Source organism: Persicitalea sp., from assembly GCF_041751555.1.
Classification (GTDB): domain Bacteria; phylum Bacteroidota; class Bacteroidia; order Cytophagales; family Spirosomataceae; genus Persicitalea.
Genome location: NZ_JBGSXF010000060.1, coordinates 1 through 18,274 on the forward strand (window position 1 = coordinate 1; position 18,274 = coordinate 18,274).

General features: G+C 51.7%; 13 protein-coding genes. 5 read left to right on the forward strand and 8 right to left on the reverse strand.

Annotation, left to right across the window (positions count from 1 at the left end):
• The 5 genes from ACEW8P_RS01885 to ACEW8P_RS01905 all read left to right on the forward strand — a co-directional run.
• Positions 1-509: hypothetical protein (locus ACEW8P_RS01885; RefSeq protein ID WP_373511418.1), on the forward strand; the 509-nt coding region annotated here is incomplete at its 5' end.
• A 180-nt stretch (positions 510-689) separates the two neighbouring features.
• Complete coding sequence (locus tag ACEW8P_RS01890; protein WP_373511419.1) at positions 690-2,993, forward strand: peptidylprolyl isomerase; 2,304 nt, start codon at positions 690-692, stop codon at positions 2,991-2,993.
• Between the two features lie 162 nt (positions 2,994-3,155).
• The gene (locus ACEW8P_RS01895) at positions 3,156-4,526 is read left to right on the forward strand and encodes a peptidylprolyl isomerase (protein ID WP_373511420.1); all 1,371 of its coding nucleotides are present in this window, start codon (positions 3,156-3,158) and stop codon (positions 4,524-4,526) included.
• A gap of 130 nt (positions 4,527-4,656) precedes the next feature.
• Entirely contained in the window at positions 4,657-5,619 is a 963-nt protein-coding gene (locus ACEW8P_RS01900; RefSeq protein WP_373511421.1) for an AAA family ATPase, read from the forward strand.
• A 226-nt stretch (positions 5,620-5,845) separates the two neighbouring features.
• Positions 5,846-7,435 carry an aldehyde dehydrogenase (NADP(+)) gene (locus tag ACEW8P_RS01905; RefSeq protein ID WP_373511422.1) on the forward strand — a complete coding sequence of 530 codons (1,590 nt, stop codon included), beginning with the start codon at positions 5,846-5,848 and terminating at the stop codon, positions 7,433-7,435.
• Positions 7,436-7,538: 103 nt separating this feature from the next.
• Here ACEW8P_RS01905 and ACEW8P_RS01910 read toward each other — a convergent pair whose 3' ends face one another.
• The 8 genes from ACEW8P_RS01910 to ACEW8P_RS01945 form a co-directional block, all read right to left on the reverse strand.
• Complete coding sequence (locus ACEW8P_RS01910) at positions 7,539-8,429, reverse strand: winged helix-turn-helix domain-containing protein (protein ID WP_373511423.1); 891 nt, start codon at positions 8,427-8,429, stop codon at positions 7,539-7,541.
• Between the two features lie 90 nt (positions 8,430-8,519).
• Positions 8,520-9,581 carry a two-component regulator propeller domain-containing protein gene (locus ACEW8P_RS01915; RefSeq protein ID WP_373511424.1) on the reverse strand — a complete coding sequence of 354 codons (1,062 nt, stop codon included), beginning with the start codon at positions 9,579-9,581 and terminating at the stop codon, positions 8,520-8,522.
• A gap of 51 nt (positions 9,582-9,632) precedes the next feature.
• A complete protein-coding gene (locus tag ACEW8P_RS01920) occupies positions 9,633-10,103 on the reverse strand; it encodes a hypothetical protein (protein ID WP_373511425.1) in 471 nt (156 codons plus the stop codon).
• A gap of 126 nt (positions 10,104-10,229) precedes the next feature.
• Positions 10,230-12,617: an ABC transporter permease gene (locus tag ACEW8P_RS01925; RefSeq protein ID WP_373511426.1), complete on the reverse strand. Its 2,388-nt coding sequence runs from the start codon at positions 12,615-12,617 to the stop codon at positions 10,230-10,232.
• Positions 12,618-12,629: 12 nt separating this feature from the next.
• Positions 12,630-15,071 (reverse strand): FtsX-like permease family protein, encoded by a 2,442-nt coding sequence (locus ACEW8P_RS01930; RefSeq protein ID WP_373511427.1) that lies wholly within the window; start codon positions 15,069-15,071, stop codon positions 12,630-12,632.
• Between the two features lie 323 nt (positions 15,072-15,394).
• Entirely contained in the window at positions 15,395-15,778 is a 384-nt protein-coding gene (locus ACEW8P_RS01935) for a type II toxin-antitoxin system VapC family toxin (RefSeq protein ID WP_373511428.1), read from the reverse strand.
• Complete coding sequence (locus ACEW8P_RS01940; RefSeq protein WP_373511429.1) at positions 15,760-15,987, reverse strand: hypothetical protein; 228 nt, start codon at positions 15,985-15,987, stop codon at positions 15,760-15,762. Before ACEW8P_RS01940 ends, ACEW8P_RS01935 begins: the two co-directional genes overlap by 19 nt.
• Positions 15,988-16,076: 89 nt before the next feature.
• Positions 16,077-18,274: FtsX-like permease family protein (locus ACEW8P_RS01945; protein WP_373511430.1), on the reverse strand; the 2,198-nt coding region annotated here is incomplete at its 5' end.

Genomic DNA, 18,274 nt, shown 5'->3' on the forward strand with positions numbered 1-18,274 from the left:
CGGGCAAGGCCGTGGCGGTGAGCAACGGTTCCTGGGGTATTGTGGAAGCGAAAACGGGGCAGGCTTTTCCAGAGAGAGATTTTGCACCGATTCAAATTCCAATACCCAAAAACGGCAAAGTCGTGGCGACGCTGGCCTTGATTGAAGTGGACGACTACGCCAAGGCGCAAAAGACGCTGGCGTCGATTCGCAAGTACCAGGATTTTATCAAAATCCCGGCGGCGCTGGCCGAACTGGCCGATGTCGCGCTGACGCCTTTAAAGTACCTCTCGCTCGGATTGTCGGCGGCGGGCGTGGGTTTCCAACTCGCCGACCGCCTCGATGACGATGATATCCTCGGCCAAAACAGCACCGTACTCAGCTACCAGAAAGCGTTGACTAACCCACTGGTGAAAGTACCGCTCACTTTCAAAGCCACACACCTGAAAAGCAATTTCCACTACGAGCTAACCTACGATCTGAGGAGCCAAACAATACGCATTAATTCCCGCGCTAAACCCAAATCCTAACAAATCGCTTTCTTCCCGCCCCGAAAGCCCTTAACTTTGGCGTTTGGGACAATATTTTGACGTAGCCCATGTTTATTTCGGGTGATTGATTGAATAGTTTACGTGAAATTCAACCACGCTGACTAGGTTAATTTCGGAGAGAAACATTCTCCCATTCACTAATTCACTAATTCAAACTAGATGTATAAACATCTCTGGTTCGCACTATCGATAGCGCTAACCTTCTTCGCTTCCTGCAAAACTACCGCACCCCCCAAGCAGACGCCTCCCCCCGCCCCCAAAGAACCCGTGCTGGTTCAGATCGGTGATGAGTCGTTTAGCCCGGATGCTTTCTTTCAGTCTTTTACAAAGAACCGTTTTTCGGCGGACTCGGCTAAATCGTTGAGCGCGGCGGAGTACTTCGACGTTTATACCAATACAAAACTCAAGCTGCTGGGCGCCGAAGCGCAGGGCCGCGATACGACCAGCGATTTCAAGGAAGAAATTGCATCCTACCGCGAGCAGTTGGCCGCTCCCTACCTAACCGACAAGGAACTCGTAGCTGACATGACGCAGGAAGCTTACAACCGTCTCAAACAAGAGGTTAGGGTTGCTCACATCCTGGTGGCGGTGCCGGAAGAAGCTTCGCCCGCCGATACGCTCTCAGCCCACACAGCCGCCATGGCCATGCGGGGACGGTTGCTGGAAGGCTCGGACTTTAGCGACATGGCGGAGAAATTTTCCAAAGATGCCACGGCCAAAGATAATAAGGGTGATTTGGGGTACTTTACAGCCTTCCAGACGGTCTATCCGTTTGAAAATGCCGCCTACCTCACGCCCGTTGGGCAGATTTCGGAACCCGTGCGGACGAAGTTTGGCTACCACCTCATCAAAGTCCTCGACCGTCGGCCCACGCGTGGGAAGCTGCGGGTGGCGCACATAATGATTCAGTCGAAGCCGAATGCACCCGCTACCCAAGAGAAGGAAGCTGAACAGCGGATCAAGGACGCTTACACCCGCCTGGATAAAGGCGAAGCCTGGGAAAAAATCGTACAGGTGTATTCCGATGATTTTGAATCGAAGCAGTCGGGTGGCTTGCTGCCTATTTTTGGCGTGGGCGAGATGATGCCTAATTTTGAGAAAGCCGCCTACGGTTTAGTCCAGGTTGGCGAGTATTCCAAACCCGTCGAGACGTCCTATGGCTGGCACATCATACGGCTGGTCGAGAAGCGTCCGCTGGAGTCTTACGAGGTAATGGAGCCGTCTTTGAAGCAAAAGGTAATGACCGACAGCCGGGGCGAGACGATCAGGAAAGCTTTTACCGATCGTCTGCGCCAAGAATACGAAATCAGCGAAAACCCGGATGCGTGGAGTGAGATGCTGGAACTGGCCGACAGCACGCTGCTCGCGGGCAAGTGGAAACTACCCGAAACCTTCTCGGCGGATGTAGAAAACCCGATGCTTTTTACGATCGAGAAAGTAGCCGCTACTAGCAAGGACTTCCTGGAATACACCAAAAGCCATCTGAAACCACGCCCAGGTGAAGCTGATCCAAAAATTGTTTTGCGTGCTTATTACAACGATTTCCTCAACAAACGACTCCTGCAATACGAGCGGGACAACCTGGAAAAGAAATATCCCGAATTTAAGGTACTAATGAAGGATATTCGTGAGGGCGTGTTACTGTCGCAAGTGATGGAAGAACGGGTTTGGCAGCGCTCGCTGGACGATTCGCTGGGGCAAGTAAAGTTGTACGAAAAAAACATTGACCAGCACAAGTACCCCGCACGGGCATTGGCGACGGTCGTGGAAGCCAAAGACACGGCAACTTTGAACCAAGTGATGCGCACTTTGGCTGAACCACCCTACCCTTTGCGGTTGAAAGGCGAGGAAATATTATTCCAGGATAATAAAACTGATCTATCGGCGGCGCAGTTGAACACACTGTACTTGCTGGGGGCTACGATGAAGAAAAACCCCGATTTTGTGGTGGAAGTCGCCGGGGCACGCACCGCCGAAGAAGCCGACACCGTGTCGGCGGCGCGAATCAATCGCGTGGTGCGCTACCTCAACGGGCAGGGCATCCCGATTACGCGGATTATGGAAAAAGATTACGGCTCATTTAGTCCCGTGCCGAACGCCGATCGCAACCGCCGCGTAAGTTTTCAGTTTTTTAGTCGTTCCAGAAAGGACTTGGAACGCGCTATGAACCTCGACGTGCCCGGCAACGTTAAAATCGGCAACGGTTATTTCGCTCAGGATCATCCCTATTTTCAGAAGGCTGACTGGCAAGTCGGGAAGCAAACCATCGAACTACCCGGCGGAAAAGTCGCGATGATCGAAGTGGAAAAAATCGAGGAGCCGCGTAACAAAACCTTTGCCGAAGCACGGGGCTCGGTCATCAATGCCTACCAGCGGATTCTTGAAAAACAATGGCTGGATTCGTTGAAAGAAACGTACCCTGTGAAAGTGAATAAGGAAGAATTAAACAAACTGACCAGGTAGGGTCGGACAGCCGCTGCTGCGAACCAATGTGTCCGCCCTGCTGGCGCCAGCCACTGGAATAACAACAAGGTGTACAGCGTACTGGGCACCACGAGTTTGTCCGCAGGCTACCGCACATTGGGCGAACACATGGGTTCGCCCTTACAAGAAAAAACTTTAACTATGAAAATAACAACCACTTTTCTCCGTAACGCTCTCATCCTGGCGTTTGGCCTGATTTCGACGCTAAGCTTTGGCCAAGGTGAGAATGGCGTCAGTGTGGACAAGATCATTGCCCGCGTGGACAATTACTACATCCTGCGCTCCGAACTGGAAGAGCTTTTTCAAAGCTATAAGGCCGAAGGTCAGCGGATGCCCGAGCGTTGTCAACTGCTGGAATCGCTGATCATCAATAAAATGCTTCTGGCCAAAGCCGAAATCGACTCCGTAACGGTGGAGGAAGGTCGCGTAGATGAGCAGCTCGACGGGCGGATGAACTACATGATTCAGCGCTTCGGTTCTGAGAAAAACATTATGGAAGCCTACGGCAAGAGCATCAACGAACTTAAAACCGAATTGCGCTCGCAGGTGAAAGACCAGGCGATCGTCGAGACGATGCAACAGAAAATTGCCGGGGATGTCAAGATTACCCCCAGCGATGTGCGCAAGTTTTTTAACACTATTCCCAAGGACAGCCTGCCCTACATCCCCGCCGAAGTGGAGGTGGGACAAATCGTGCGCGTGGCTTCGGTGACGCAGGAACAAAAGGACAAACTCCGCAACCAACTTCTGGACATTAAGAAAAAGGCCGAGGCTGGCGAAGACTTTGCGATGCTGGCGCAGATATATTCCGAAGACCTCGGCTCAGCCAAGAATGGCGGCGACCTGGGCTTTGCCAAGCGTGGCGCGATGGTACCGGAATTCGAGGGTGCGGCCCTGGCCATGAAACCCAACGAAATCTCAGACATCGTGGAAAGTCAGTTTGGTTTTCACCTAATCCAACTTTTGGAAACGCGAGGGGCCGAGTACCACGCCCGGCACGTACTGCTGCGGCCCGACTACAATCGCGGTACCGACGTGACGGAAGCGACCCGCTACCTCGACAGCCTGCACGTACTTATCAAAATCGATACGTTAAGCTTCGCCGAAGCGGCCAAAAACGATTCGGAGGATAAAATGACGTCCGACGCAGGCGGCCTAATTATGGATCCGCAGACGGGCCTGACGCGCATTCCGCTGGATGCTTCGATGGACCCTGCCCTGTACTTCGCTCTCGATAGCATGAAGGTCGGCGACATCAGCGTCCCTATCTCCTACCGCACCGAGGATGGCCGCTCAGCCATGAGAATCTTGTACTATAAGAGCAAATCGGAAGGCCACACCGCCAATCTGAAGGACGACTACGAAAAGCTGGCTCAAATTGTGCTGAGTAACAAGAAAAATAGTGCTCTCGAAGAGTGGTTCAAGAAAGCAGCGGGCGATGTTTTCATCAGCGTGGACGATGAATTCCAAAACTGTAGTATCTTCGGGCTTTCGCCAAAAGAGAACCAATAGTCTTTAATTTTGAATGATAAAATGATAGAATGATAGAATGACGGTTGGCCGCTGCCATAGAATATTGCTTGCGCCCACGTATTTTATTATTCACTCATTCACTCATTCACTCATTCTATCATTGAATATAGTGAAATATACCTCCGACGTCGAGGCCGCTGAGGCGATGACGCAAGCTTATCAGAAACTCCGCACCGAAATCGGGCAAGTCATTGTAGGACAAGACAACGTAGTTAAACTACTGCTTACCGCCATTTTTTGTCAGGGACATTGTCTGCTTGTGGGCGTCCCGGGATTGGCCAAAACTTTGCTCATTCAAACCATCGCCTCTTCGATGGATTTGAGCTTCAACCGCATCCAGTTTACGCCCGACCTGATGCCCTCGGACATCGTGGGTTCCGAGACACTGGACCAACAGCGGAATTTCAAATTTCTGAAAGGCCCCGTTTTTGCCAACATCATTCTGGCCGACGAAATCAACCGGACACCGCCCAAAACGCAGTCGGCGCTTTTGGAAGCGATGCAGGAGTACTCCGTGACGGTTGCCGGACAACGTCACGACCTCGCGCGTCCTTTCTTCGTGTTAGCCACGCAGAACCCCATCGAGCAGGAAGGTACCTATCCCCTACCCGAGGCGCAGTTGGACCGCTTCATGTTCATGATTTCGCTGGACTACCCATCTTACGCCGAAGAGGTGAGAATCGTGAAAGCGACCACGACCGACGAGCGCCACACAGTACAGGAAATACTGAGCGGCGAGGATATTCAGGAATTTCAGCATCTGGTACGCCGTGTACCCGTGACCGACAATGTGATCGAGTACGCTGTAAGCCTGGTGCAAAAAACCCGTCCTGACACCGAACTCGCTGCCGCCGATACTGCAAACTACCTCGAATGGGGCGCCGGACCGCGCGCATCACAGGCTCTCATTCTGGCGGCTAAGTGCAACGCGTTGCTCTCCGGCAAGTACTCGCCCGACATCGAGGACGTACGGGCCGTCGCGCTGCCCGTCCTTCGTCACCGCATCGTCCGCAACTTCAAAGCCGAAGCCGAGGGCATTTCGGTAGATAATCTGATCGGACGGCTGGTGTGATAGGTAGTTTATAGGTTGAAATGTTTAAGGGTTTGACTCTTTCCAGATTGACCTTATAAGTACCAGATTCTGTATGCTATCAGGAATTTTGAAGATTTGCGCCAGCCCGAACAGGATGCAAGCGCAAATCTTTTCTATTTATAAAAAAAGCTGCTCCCTTGTTTTCTTGACGGGTAAACCGCCAAAAAATTAAACTTTTAAACATTTCAACCCTTAAACGAACGACATGTCTATCATAGGAAAAAACTACATTGGATTTTCACAATCCGCCGATAACTCCAAAACTTTTCAATCTTACGTTCCTGTAAGCGATTCCAAACTACCCGAAAAGTTCCATCCTGCTACGCCGGAGGAAGTAGAACGGACCATGCAACTGGCGGAGAGCGCATTCGACGAATACGCCGCACTGCCCGCCGTGAAACGCGCCGATTTTTTGGTTGCCATCACAGAAGAAATTATGGCAATGGGCGATGAACTGCTGGAACGCGCCCACCAGGAAACCGGGCTACCGATGGGCCGCTTACAAGGCGAGCGGGGCCGGACGGTCAATCAACTCACACAGTTTGCCGACCTCATCCGGGAAGGCTCGTGGGTAGAGGCCCGTGTGGATACCGCCCAGCCTGACCGAACGCCTGCTCCCAAGCCCGATCTACGCAAAATGCTGATTCCTATTGGCCCCATCGTGGTGTTCGGTTCCAGTAATTTCCCTTTTGCCTATTCCATTGCGGGCGTCGATACAGGTCCGGCTCTGGCGGCTGGTAATCCCGTGATTCTGAAAGCGCACCCCGCCCACCCCGGTGTAAGCGACCTCACGGCTCAGGCCATCGTAAAAGCCGCGAAGCGCACCGGAATGCCGGATGGTGTCTTTTCCATGCTATACGACGACGGCTACGAGGTCGGTACGGCCCTCGTGCAGCATCCGCACACCAAAGCGGTGGGTTTCACAGGTTCGCTGAAAGGCGGCATGGCGCTGTACAAAATCGCGCAGGAGCGCGATGAACCTATTCCCGTTTTTGCCGAAATGGGCAGCGTGAATCCGATCGTGATTTTACCTGATACACTAGCCGCGAAAACTGAGTCACTGGCCAAAACGCTGGCTGGGTCAGTGACGTTGGGCGCGGGCCAATTTTGCACCAATCCGGGTTTGGTCTTCACCGTCGAGTCGTCTGCTTTAAAAGGCTTTGAGGAAAAATACGCTGAGGAAGTAGGCAAAGTAACCTCGATGACGATGCTAACCGAAGGCATCCGTAAGAACTACTACAAACTTCGCGATGCTGCTCTAGGCGAGTCGGAAGTGGAAACGCTGGTACTTTCCGATGAAAAAGAAGAAGGAGAAAACCAGTCGCAGGCATCCATCGCCCGCGTGAGCGGCAAGGCGTTTATGGACAACCCCAATCTGCACGAAGAGGTTTTTGGGCCGTTCTCGCTACTGGTGGTATGCAAAGACACCGACGAACTGGCGGACGCCCTGAAACACATTTCGGGTCAGCTTACCGCCACGCTTATGGCCGACGCCGACGAAGCGGCCAAACACCCAAAACTGCTGCGCCTGCTCGCTCGCCGCGCGGGCCGTTTCATCATGAACGGCGTGCCCACGGGTGTGGAAGTCTGCCCTGCCCAGCATCATGGCGGCCCATTCCCGTCCACCACCGACTCGCGCTTTACCTCCGTGGGCCGCGACGCCATCCTGCGTTTCGTACGTCCGCAGTCTTTTCAGGATTGGCCGGACAGCCTGCTACCGGATGAGCTGAAAAATGCCAATCCGCTGGGGATTTGGCGGTTGCAGAACGGGGAGCCGACGAAGGAGGGAGTTTGAATCGATTCGAACCATAAAGAAAAGCCCCTGAGAGTACCGCTCTTAGGGGCTTTTCTTTATGGTTGGGGATAAAATGTTAGTTGTGGTCGGATATTTCCAGACGTTAAGAATCTACTTCCAACCGATACCCCACGCCGTGCACCGACACGATTCGCACGCTCGGGTCGTTTCGCAGAAGTTTGCGCAGTCGAGAAACGAACACATCCACGCTGCGGCCTACGGTGGTGATGCCTTCGTCCTCCCAAACCAATTTTAAGATCAGCTCACGTTCGAGCAGTTGGTTGGGGTGCGTGGCGAATAGGTTAAGCAGTTTACTTTCGCGGTAGGTGAGGGAGTAAGACGTTCCGGCGACGGTCAGGCTTTGCTCAGCGTGGTCAAAGGAATTTTCTCCCAAAAGGATCACCCCACTTTTGTCAACCGAATCGGTAGCCGATGACACCGAATTTCCCCTGATAACTTGATACCACACCAATCCGCTGATACCGACCAGCAGAAGACCGAGTAAAGTGGCCCATCCTGCGCCGCCAATGGTCCTTCGGGGTTCGGGAAAAGTGATTTGCAGCGTTCGGCAGCCCGCTTCCTGCCAACGCCCCACGCAGGGTATTCTGTTATTCGTATCGACTCTACTGTCTGTAATGTCACCAAGGTTGTACCCCAACTGTATCGCTCCGTCATCACAACTCAAAACCGACACGTTGTATTCGGCGTCGATTTGGTGGAGTGTAAGCGATTCCTGCAAAATCTGGGGAATATGCTTGTAATCGAAATCATGTTCCAACCGGACGGAATAGGTACGGGCGTCGGCTTGCTGCACGGGCAAAATTCGGGAAGTCGAATCGCCCCCAGCGACCAGCAAATGGTGCGCCGTGCGCCGGAGGGCAAGATTTACGTTTTCGGCAAAGTGCTCGCTGTCAGTTTCGCTCGCGACCGGAACGAACTGCATGAATAGCCATCCAGATAGGACGAATAATATGACTGCTACTGTTTTTACCATCGAGCGAATTTACCAAAAATTACAGGAGGATTGATTGCTCTCAGCAACCATCGAACAGGGCTTGCTGCCTTAAAATGGTTGGTTATGACTTTATTTCTGACCCTCTTTACTTTTAAAGTCCGTGATGGTTTTTCCTTCATAACGATACACGCCACCACCAGAGCCAAACCAAATATTCCCTTTCGCATCTTCTAAAATCCCCAAAAGCATTCCTGATTGTGACATAATTTCGGTTACAGTGGGATTTTTGTCGTACAAGGAATCTGCATCATAACGCGAAAGTGCCCAGACGTTCCCATCGAGTTTGACTCCGCCAGTAGTCCAGATGTTTCCTTTCTTATCTTCGATTATAGCGTAAGCACTCTTCTGCGATACCTTAGTAAAGGTACCGAAGCCTGTCCTGAGCGCAGCCGAAGGGTCATAGCGCCAAAGACCATCGGCACCGAACCAAATATTTCCTTTTTTATCTTCGATTATCGACCAAACGTTGTTAAACGCCTTGCCATCTTTGTCTTTTAAGACGGTAAATGTTTTTCCGTCATAAACGAACATATCTTCGCCTTGTGCACCAAACCAAAGCTTACCAGTTTTGTCTTCAAGGAGTAAGCGAGTGTTGTTACTGGAAAATCCATCTTTTGTGGTAAAGGTCCGAAAAGATTTCCCATCGTAACGGCTTAGCCCACCTCCGCCGAACCAAATATCACCGGCTCTGTCTTCATAAATATGGAGCGCCATATTACTGGCAAGCCCATCCTTTGTCGTAAAATGCTGAAATCTTGTCTCCCCGGCAGGTAAGTGATAAACAGCCCAATCTTTGGAAGCGAACCAAAGATTTCCTTTTCGATCTTCCAAAACATCCCAGAAGCTGGCGAAGCGGGGCGAACTTATTTTACTTGTTAGATTGGTAAAAGATGTTCCATCGTATCGAAACACGCCTGTGTAAGAAGCAATCAAAATGTCTCCGTTTCTGGCTTTCTTTACATTCCGAACCATACTCATAGGCACCTTGGAGGTGGCCAGCTCTTTAAGTTGAGACTCGGAGTAGAGTCCTTTACTTACATTATCATTGGGTACGTTTGTTTGGGTTTGTCCACAGGAGGTGTGAAAAACGGACATTAAAGAAAGAGCAAATAATATTACGAGTCTTTTCATTTTTTTGTCATTGAGCAAGTTTACCAAAAATTACGGGAGGATTGATTGCTTTCAGCAACCATCACCATTCATCGGCACGGCAAACCAGTTTCTCGGCACCCAGTACAGGTTCGGAGCCTGCGCCACGCGGAACACCCGCCGGGTACCTTCCCTGTTTTCGTCGCTTGGTTCGACTAGTATTTCGTCGCCCAATTTGGCAAAGCTCAGCAGTTCGCTGATTTCTACCTCCTTGACCTGCTGACCGTTGTCGGATACCACGCGCTTTATTACCATATCGCCGCGCATTAGAGACACCCGGAAGAGAATCTTCTTGCCCACATCGGTGGCAGGATTTTTGTCAAACACGGTCAGGGTACCCGTGCTTCCCAGCCAAATGGAAGCAGTAGTTAGAGGATTACCATTAAGTAAAACGGCGTTTTCCTTTATTTCGTCGGAGCCGTATTTCTTGGCAGATGTAAAAACGATAAGGGTCGCCAGCAAGCAGAAAGCCGCGGCGGCACGAAGCACTTTTGAATTTTTCATGGGAATGAAGTCTGGTTTAGTTTGACTGTCTGACAAATGTAGCAGCCAATTTTTCTATACCAGAAAACACGCCGTAAAAGAATGTTAAGGAAATGTAAAAGTACGTAAATAGTTGTAAATCAATATTTACTCACTCCGTAAAGATTCCACTGGATTCATCAAAGCAGCTTTGATCGATTGAAAAGAAACCGTCAGCAACGCGACTCCAATCGCCATAAAACCCGCCAGGGCAAAGAAGCCCCAAGACAACTCGACGCGGTAGGCAAAAGCCCCCAGCCATTCGTGCGCTGCCCACCAGGCCAGCGGTGTTGCCAGCAGGAGGGCGACCAGCACCAGTCGCACGAAGTCGGTGGAAAGGAGCCGGACGATCCCGAACACCGACGCGCCCAGCACTTTGCGGACGCCAATTTCTTTGGTACGCTGCTCGGAGGTGAAGGCCGCCAACCCAAACAGGCCCAGACAAGAAATTATGATGGCCAGTATCCCGAAGTAGTTGACCAAACTGCCAACTTGCTGTTCCGACTGGTACAACTTCTCGTAGGCTTCATCCACAAAATGATAGTTGAACGGATAGCTGGGATTTAATTCTTTATTGATCCGCTCGAGCGAGGCGAGGGCCGCGGAAGTTTGTCCGACGCTGGTTTTCACCAAGAGGTAACTGGTGTTTTCTGGGAAATAGGAAATTACCAATGGGGCGATGGACTGATGCATCGAGTTAAGGTGAAAGTCCTTCATCAACCCCACTACGCGGCCCTTTCCCCGGTTAAAAGTAATCTCTTGCCCAACCGGGGCGCTCATGCCCATCAACTTGGCGGCGGTTTCATTGATGACGTAGTTGGACGAATCCGCCGGGCTACCGGCCCGAAAATCACGTCCGGCGAGCAAGTCGATGTTCATGGTTTTAATAAAATCGCTGCCCACATTCATAGTCGATACTTCTACCCGTTGGTTCGGTTCTTTGCCTGGCCAGTCGAGGTCGGTGGTGCCGTTCTGCACGTTTACGGGCAGTTGGTTCGTCAGCGTGGCCGAGGCGACGGCGGGTTGGCGAAGAATTTCCTGCCGGAATAAATCGCTCTTTTGCGATTGCTCGAAAGCGCCTTCCAGCGGAATGTACAGCACATTCTCGCGATCCAGTCCCAGGTGCTTGGTGCGCAGATAACGCATCTGCGAGCCGATGACCAACATACCAACGATCAGGAAAATGGAGAGCGAAAATTGAAAAACGACCAAAGTACGACGGAACAAAGCCGGACCCGCGCCTACCTTCGTAAAACCTTTCAAAATCCTGATCGGTCGCATCGCCGATAAAAACAGGGCCGGATAACTTCCCGACAATAAACCCGTAAACAGCACCAGGCCACCAGCCATTCCCCAAAGCGAATAATCAGTCGGATCGAGAACTAACTGTTTGTTGAACAACTGATTGAAAATGGGTAGGGCCGACCAAACGAGCGTCAACGCCAATAGCGCAGCCAGTAAACTCATGAGGAGTGCTTCACCCATAAACTGTCCGATCAACGACGCGCGCTTTGCACCCATCACCTTCCTGACACCCACTTCCCGCGCCCTCACTGACGACCGGGCCGTGGCCAGGTTCATGAAATTGATGCAGGCAATGAGCAAAATAAACAGCGCCACGATCGAAAAGATACGCACGTATTCGATACGTCCACCCGATACTTTTCCGTCCTCGTAATTGCCGTACAAATGCATTTCCGTCATCGGGTGCAGAATCGGCACTTCGCCATTGTCGAATTTGGCGTAGCGTCGAAAAATGTCTTTCATGCGGCTGGCCGCACGGTCGGCGGTGGCGGTCGGCACCAAACGGGCGTAGAGAATTACCGAATTCCAGTCCCATTCGGCCATGTAAGGCTGTTCAATATTTTTGAAATTAGCCAGCCAATCGAATTGTAGCGTCGAGTTGGCAGGCAGGTCGGCCAGTACCGCCCCGACGGTATAAAGCTTATCATCATCGAGTTGCAGCGTTTTGCCAAGAGCGGACTGTCCGGGAAAGTACTTGTCGGCTAGTTTGCGGGAGATGATGATTTGGTCGATTTGGGCCAAGGCCGTCTTTGGGTCACCCGAATGCGCAGGTAGCGGGAAGACGTCGAAAAATTCCGCCGAGACGTAGTTGCCTTGCTCTTTGGCCGATTTTTCTGGTACGCCAGCCCGGTTCCCCTTCGCATTCACTGCCTTTATCAGACTTTCCCCACCGCCGTTGGTTCTCGTAACTGCTGCTACGTCGGGGATGTCTTTGGCAATGGCTTCCTGCAACGGGCCGGGAACGTAAAGCGCCGTTTGCGTCGCGCCGCCGTTGAATGCATAGTTGACCCGCACGTTATACACGTTCTCTACACCAGGCAAAAAGCGATCGTAACTCATTTCATCGCGCACCCACAACCCGATAAGCAGCGCACAGGCCATGCCGAGGGCGAGACCCGAAATGTTGATTCCCGCGAAGAGTCGCTGTTTCAGAAGACTGCGGAGGGCAATTTTTAGGTAGTTTTTTAGCATTGGATGTTCTGTTTATTCACTCCTAAGACTCTCCACCGGATTCATCAACGCCGCCCGCACGCTCTGGTAGCCCACGGTCAGCAAGGCGATTACCATCGCCGTAACGCCCGCCAGCGCGAACACCCACCAAGAAATATCAATGTGGTAAGCAAAGTCCGCCAGCCATTGATCCATGAAGTACCAGGCGATAGGCGAGGCGATGACCAGCGCGATCAAAACCAACGCCACAAAATCCTTGGACAACATCGCTACGATGCCCGAAATACTTGCGCCCAGCACCTTACGCACGCCAATTTCTTTGGTGCGTTGGAAAGCGGTAAGCGTCGCCAGACCAAACAACCCCAGGCAACTGATCAGGATGGCGATGCCCGTGGATAGGTTGATGATCTTGGCCATTCTTTGCTCGGAAGTATAGTACTGCGCGATCATGTCGTCGTAAAACTTATACTCGAAAGGCGTGTCGGGGTAAGTCTGCTTCCACAGCTTTTCCATTTTCTGGATACCTTTCTGCCAGTCGGCGGGTTTGCTGGAGGCTAGTTTTACGTTGAAATTACTGCCTGGATCTTTTTTGGTCAGGAGAGCCAGCGGTTCAATTTTTCGATCGAAGGTGGACGAATGGAAATCAGCCATGACGCCCACGATCGGGATGGGCTTCTTGTCTCCAATGAATTTACCGATGGCTTCCTGCGGGCTTGGAAAGCCGAATTCACGAATGGCGGTTTCGTTAAAAATGTACTCCCGAATGGTGTCGCTGGGCAGCAGATTACGCCCGGCGAGTAGTTTTATGTCGTAGGTTTTCAAAAGATCGGTGTCCCCGTATTTCATAAAAACGTTGCGCTCCACTTTGCCTTTGGAGGCCATGTAAATCATAGTCGAACTGGCAAATCCCCGGCTGAACGGCGGATTCCCCAAACTCACTCCACTCACCTCTGGCAGTCGCCGAATTTCCTCTTTCAAGGCAAAATGCTTGTCCTGGTATGCTTCCTTTTTTCTTATTTCATAAGGTACTTGAAAGGTAATTACTGCCTCCCGGTCGAAGCCCAGGTCAGATTCCAGCGCAAAGTGCAATTGTTGATTCATGATAATGGCCCCGATCACAAATGCCTGGGCTATCACAAACTGAAAAACGATCAGGCTTTTGCGCAGCGAAAAATTATTCCTGCCCATCATAGAACTGACCTGTCCGCGAAGTACCTGCGTGGGCTGAAATCGGGTAATGAGCAGACTAGGGTACCAGCCCGCCAAAAGGCTGACCACCAGGAGAAGTCCTGTCATAAACAGTAGGGTTTGGCCTATGTTCGGGTACAAATCAAATCCTTCGGGAAAGAGCTCACTCAGGTTGCTACGGAACGTTGTCGTCCAGACGTACGCCAGCCCGCAAGCCAAAAGCGTGACGATCAGGGTTTCGCCCAGAAAGTGTCCAATCAGTCCGGCCGCCGAACTACCCAGCGTTTTGCGGATACCTATCTCACGGGCGCGTTGCGGAATCTGCGCCGTGGTGAGGTTTACGAAGTTGACGATCGCTAACACCAGCAGAAACCCGGCTAGTCCCATGAGCGCAAACAAAGTCTCCTTGTTTGCCGCGCGGCTTCTGGCTTCGTAGAATGTACTGAAATGCTCTTCGGCTAAGGGAAGCAGTTCATATTCGGTCGTCCGGATACTTCCTTTGTTGACCGCTCCACTCGCTTTCTGCGCCATCGTATTGATGTTGGCCGCCAGCTTTACCGGATCGGTATTTGGATTCAACAGAATGTACACCAGATCATCAGAGCTCAAACTCCCCCAACTACCTCCGGATTCCTGTAGCCGGTTTGCGTCATGAACCGTAGATAACGAAAGAAACGCTTCACCCGCAAATGAACTGGATCGGCCCAAGTTAGCGACGACCCCAATTACCATCACGGGCAGGGTATCCCAGTACATAACCGACTTGCCGAGTACTTTTTCGGGCTTGAGCGACGGAAAATACTTTTCGGCTTGGGCCTGCGTAAGTACTACTTGATTGGGTTCTGTCAAAGCACCCGTGGGAGTTCCGGCCAGCCATTTATAAGGTACCAACTGGAAATAGTCGCCAGTAGTCGCGAGCACTGGACTACTACCCGCGAAAACCAGTGGTTTTCCAGAGGCCTGCGGCACTTGCACATCTGAAATAGATTGGTAATACTGCTCTACGACTATTTCTATACCGCTCATCTGATCTTTGAGCGCATCGGCCATAGACACCGGAACGCCCGGACTGCCGCTCTCCTTATTATCGTAAGTGGTGCGCGTCACGATTTTATAAATTCGTTCGCGGTTGGGTTGGTCGGCATCGAAGCTGAACTCGTAATGGACCAACTGGAAAATCATCCAGCAGGCCGCCAGACCAATCGAAAGGCCCAGGACGTTGAGCGCGGTGAAAAGGCGGTTGCGCCAGAGTTGGCGGAAGGCGAGTTTCAGGTAGTTGGGGAGCACAAGCTTTGGGGTTAAAGGGTTAAAAGGTCAAGCGCGGTCCGTCGCCACGATCGCAGATACTTTTAGTAAAAACCTATACCCAAAAAGTTATCGGTTCATTTTCAATAACTTACATTATTAATTTTTCAAAAACTGTTCATTTTCGGACAGTTGGTGTACGGGAGCGGACGGTACTCGAGTGCGTTGAAGGATGAATTATCCATGCCTATTTCAAGATTTCCAAGATCCACTGCACACAAGCTATTTCGTCCACGATCGACCACGAATGCGGGTGCCGCGTGCCATTGTTGCGGTAGCCTTTGCGATCGGATTGGATAAACTTTTCAACCGAATGGATTCACGACGGTCAGTCCCTCGATCGAATCGAAATCAGCTACATTACGCGTGATTAGTTTGAGATTATATTCAAGAGCCGTTGCGGCAATGATAGCATCCGGCAGTTTTATTTTGTACTTGCGGCGAATGGCAATTGTTCGCTCGATGACAGGCTCATTCAGCGGGAGCACAACCGCCGCTCTTACGAAAAGAACCACTTTCAAAGCTTCTTCTTCATTAGAAGCCTCCCAACCAAGCAGTTCGATCCGGCCAATGACCGAGAGGACAAACGGCTTGTCGGCAATATCCGCTATCGCTTTCGATGAGATAGCGTTAAGGGTTCCATTCAACAAATAGATGGCGGTATTGCTATCTAAAATGGCTCCTTCCATTCGTTTCTGGTGTCGGTTAGGTAGCTATCGAAAGAGGCGGCGTCGAGATTTGGAGCGATGCCGATAAAGTCGGCAAGTACCGGAGTCGACTTAGTTTCTGATGATGATATACTGTACTTGTAGTTCAAATAGGCTACGAATTCAGCTACTTCATCTTGCAGTGGAGGCGGCAGTACATCGATTGCTTTGTGAAGTTGTACATTACTCATGGTTGACTTGTTTAGGGCAAAACGGAAATCTTGTAAAGATAATGACTTATCCGCAATGGCAGTTTTAGCAGCTTTTGACAAACATGAGCTCACTCGCTCCGAAGACTCTCCACCGGATTCACCAACGCCGCCCTCATTGACTGAAACGAAACCGTCAGCAGCGCAATCCCTACCGCAAGCACCCCCGCCAGCGCGAAGACCCACCAGCCAATGTCGATTTTGTAGGCAAAATCCTGCAACCAGAAATGCATGGCGTACCAGGCGATGGGACTGGCGATGACGATAGAAATGGCGACCAATTTCAAAAAATCTTTCGACAGCAAAGCGACGATGCTGGTAACACTAGCACCCAGTACCTTACGAACGCCAATTTCTTTGGTGCGCTGCTCAGCGGTGAAAGTGGCTAATCCAAACAATCCCAGGCAGGAAATGAAAATAGCCAGCCCCGAAAAAGCGACCGTTAGTTGGCCCGTGCGTTCTTCGCTGCGGAATTTGAAGTCGTATTCCTCATCCACAAAATTATAGTCGAAAGGGGAATCGGGCAGATGCTTTTTCAAAATGGTTTCGATGGTGGACAGCGATTTTTGGGCGCTTTCCTGAGGGTCAAGCCGCATGGTCACGAACTTCGGGGTACGCGGGCGGATAAAGAAAACGGATGGCTCGACGGGCTGGTAAGGTGAGTCCATGACCATATCCTCAATGACCCCCAGCACCTTGAACTTTACGTTGAATCCCTCTCCTTCCCAGGTGACCGTTTCGTCGATTGGATCGGACAGCCCCATAAACCGCGCGGCCGTTTCGTTGATGACCAGCCCCATAGAGTCAGACGAGAATTCTTTGGAAAAATCGCGGCCCTGTTTGAATTTCCAGCCGACCGTGTGCCCAAACTCGTGCGAAACCGCGGTTGTGGCGAAGTCGGTTTGCAGACCAGGGTCTTTGCCCTTCCAGCCGAAGCCACCGTTTCGTGAGCGCGCCTCGGTGGTCGGAGTAGCGGATTCCGCCAGCGCGATCACACTGCCGCTGGCGAGGAGTTCCTGACGGATCGTCTCGCGGTGCGTCGCGTAGTCCGGCGAATTGGTATTGAGCGTAATCAGGCCATTGCGATCAAAACCCAAAGGGCGGTTTTTGGCGTGTTGGATCTGTTGGAAAACGACTACCGTGCCGATAATAAGAACTATGGAAACCGTGAATTGTACGACCACCAACACCTGCCGTGGCGCAAACAATCCCCGCCCGGCACGTCCCGACGCGCCCGCTCCCGTCAGCACCCTGACCGCCTGGAAAGACGAAAGATACAGCGCCGGATAACTACCTGCTAGAAGGCCAGTCAGCAAGGCGAAGCCGCCGCTCGCCAACCAGAAAATCGGATTTATCCACGGAAAAACAATGCTTTTATCGGCCACTTGATTGAATAAAGGCATGACAGCCAAGGCCAACAGAATGGCCAGTACGTAAGCCAGGCCCGCTACCAGCAGCGATTCGCCCAGGAACTGACCTACTAACTGGCTGCGCTTCGAACCAACGGCTTTCCGAATGCCCACTTCCTTTGCCCGGTTGAAAGAGCGGGCGGTGCTGAGATTGACGAAGTTAATACAAGCCAATAGCAGCACAAAAAATCCGATGCTCCCAAAAAGCCACAGAAAGCGAATACCGCCTTCCGCACTCGCGCCATTTTCAAACTCTGAAAACAAATGCCAACGACGCATTGGGTGGAGGAAAAGCTCAGGATTCGTTGTGGGCGCGTCTTGACTCTTTCCCACCAGGAGCGGCTTGATTTTCTTGGAAACGTCATCCATGTCAGCGGTCGGGATCGTTTCTACAAAAATCTCGAACGAGGTATTGTACCAACTGTCTTTGGCGCCCGCTATCCAACCCGTTCCGGCAGCGATCAAATCCCAGGGCGCAATGAAGCGCAGGTTGGCAAAACTGCTGTTAGCGGGCAATTCCTGATAAACTCCCGTCACGCTGACGGTCATGGCATTGTCAATTTTCAAAACTTTCCCCAGCGGGTCGGTCTCACCAAACAAAGCCTGGGCGGTCGATTCGGAAAGCAGAATCGACGCCGGATCTTTCAAACCATTCCGGCTACCTTTCACCATTTGCAGCGACAGCATTTCGGGTGCTTCGGTACTCATAAATTTTCCGTATTTGGCAAACACCTGATCCTCGTACGCCAGGCTATGCTTGGCAGCCCACATCGACAGCACGACCCGCTTGAAATCACCTGTCATCCTGAGTTCTGTCGCCAACGGGATCGGCAACGAAGCCGCCGTTTCCACTACGCCGT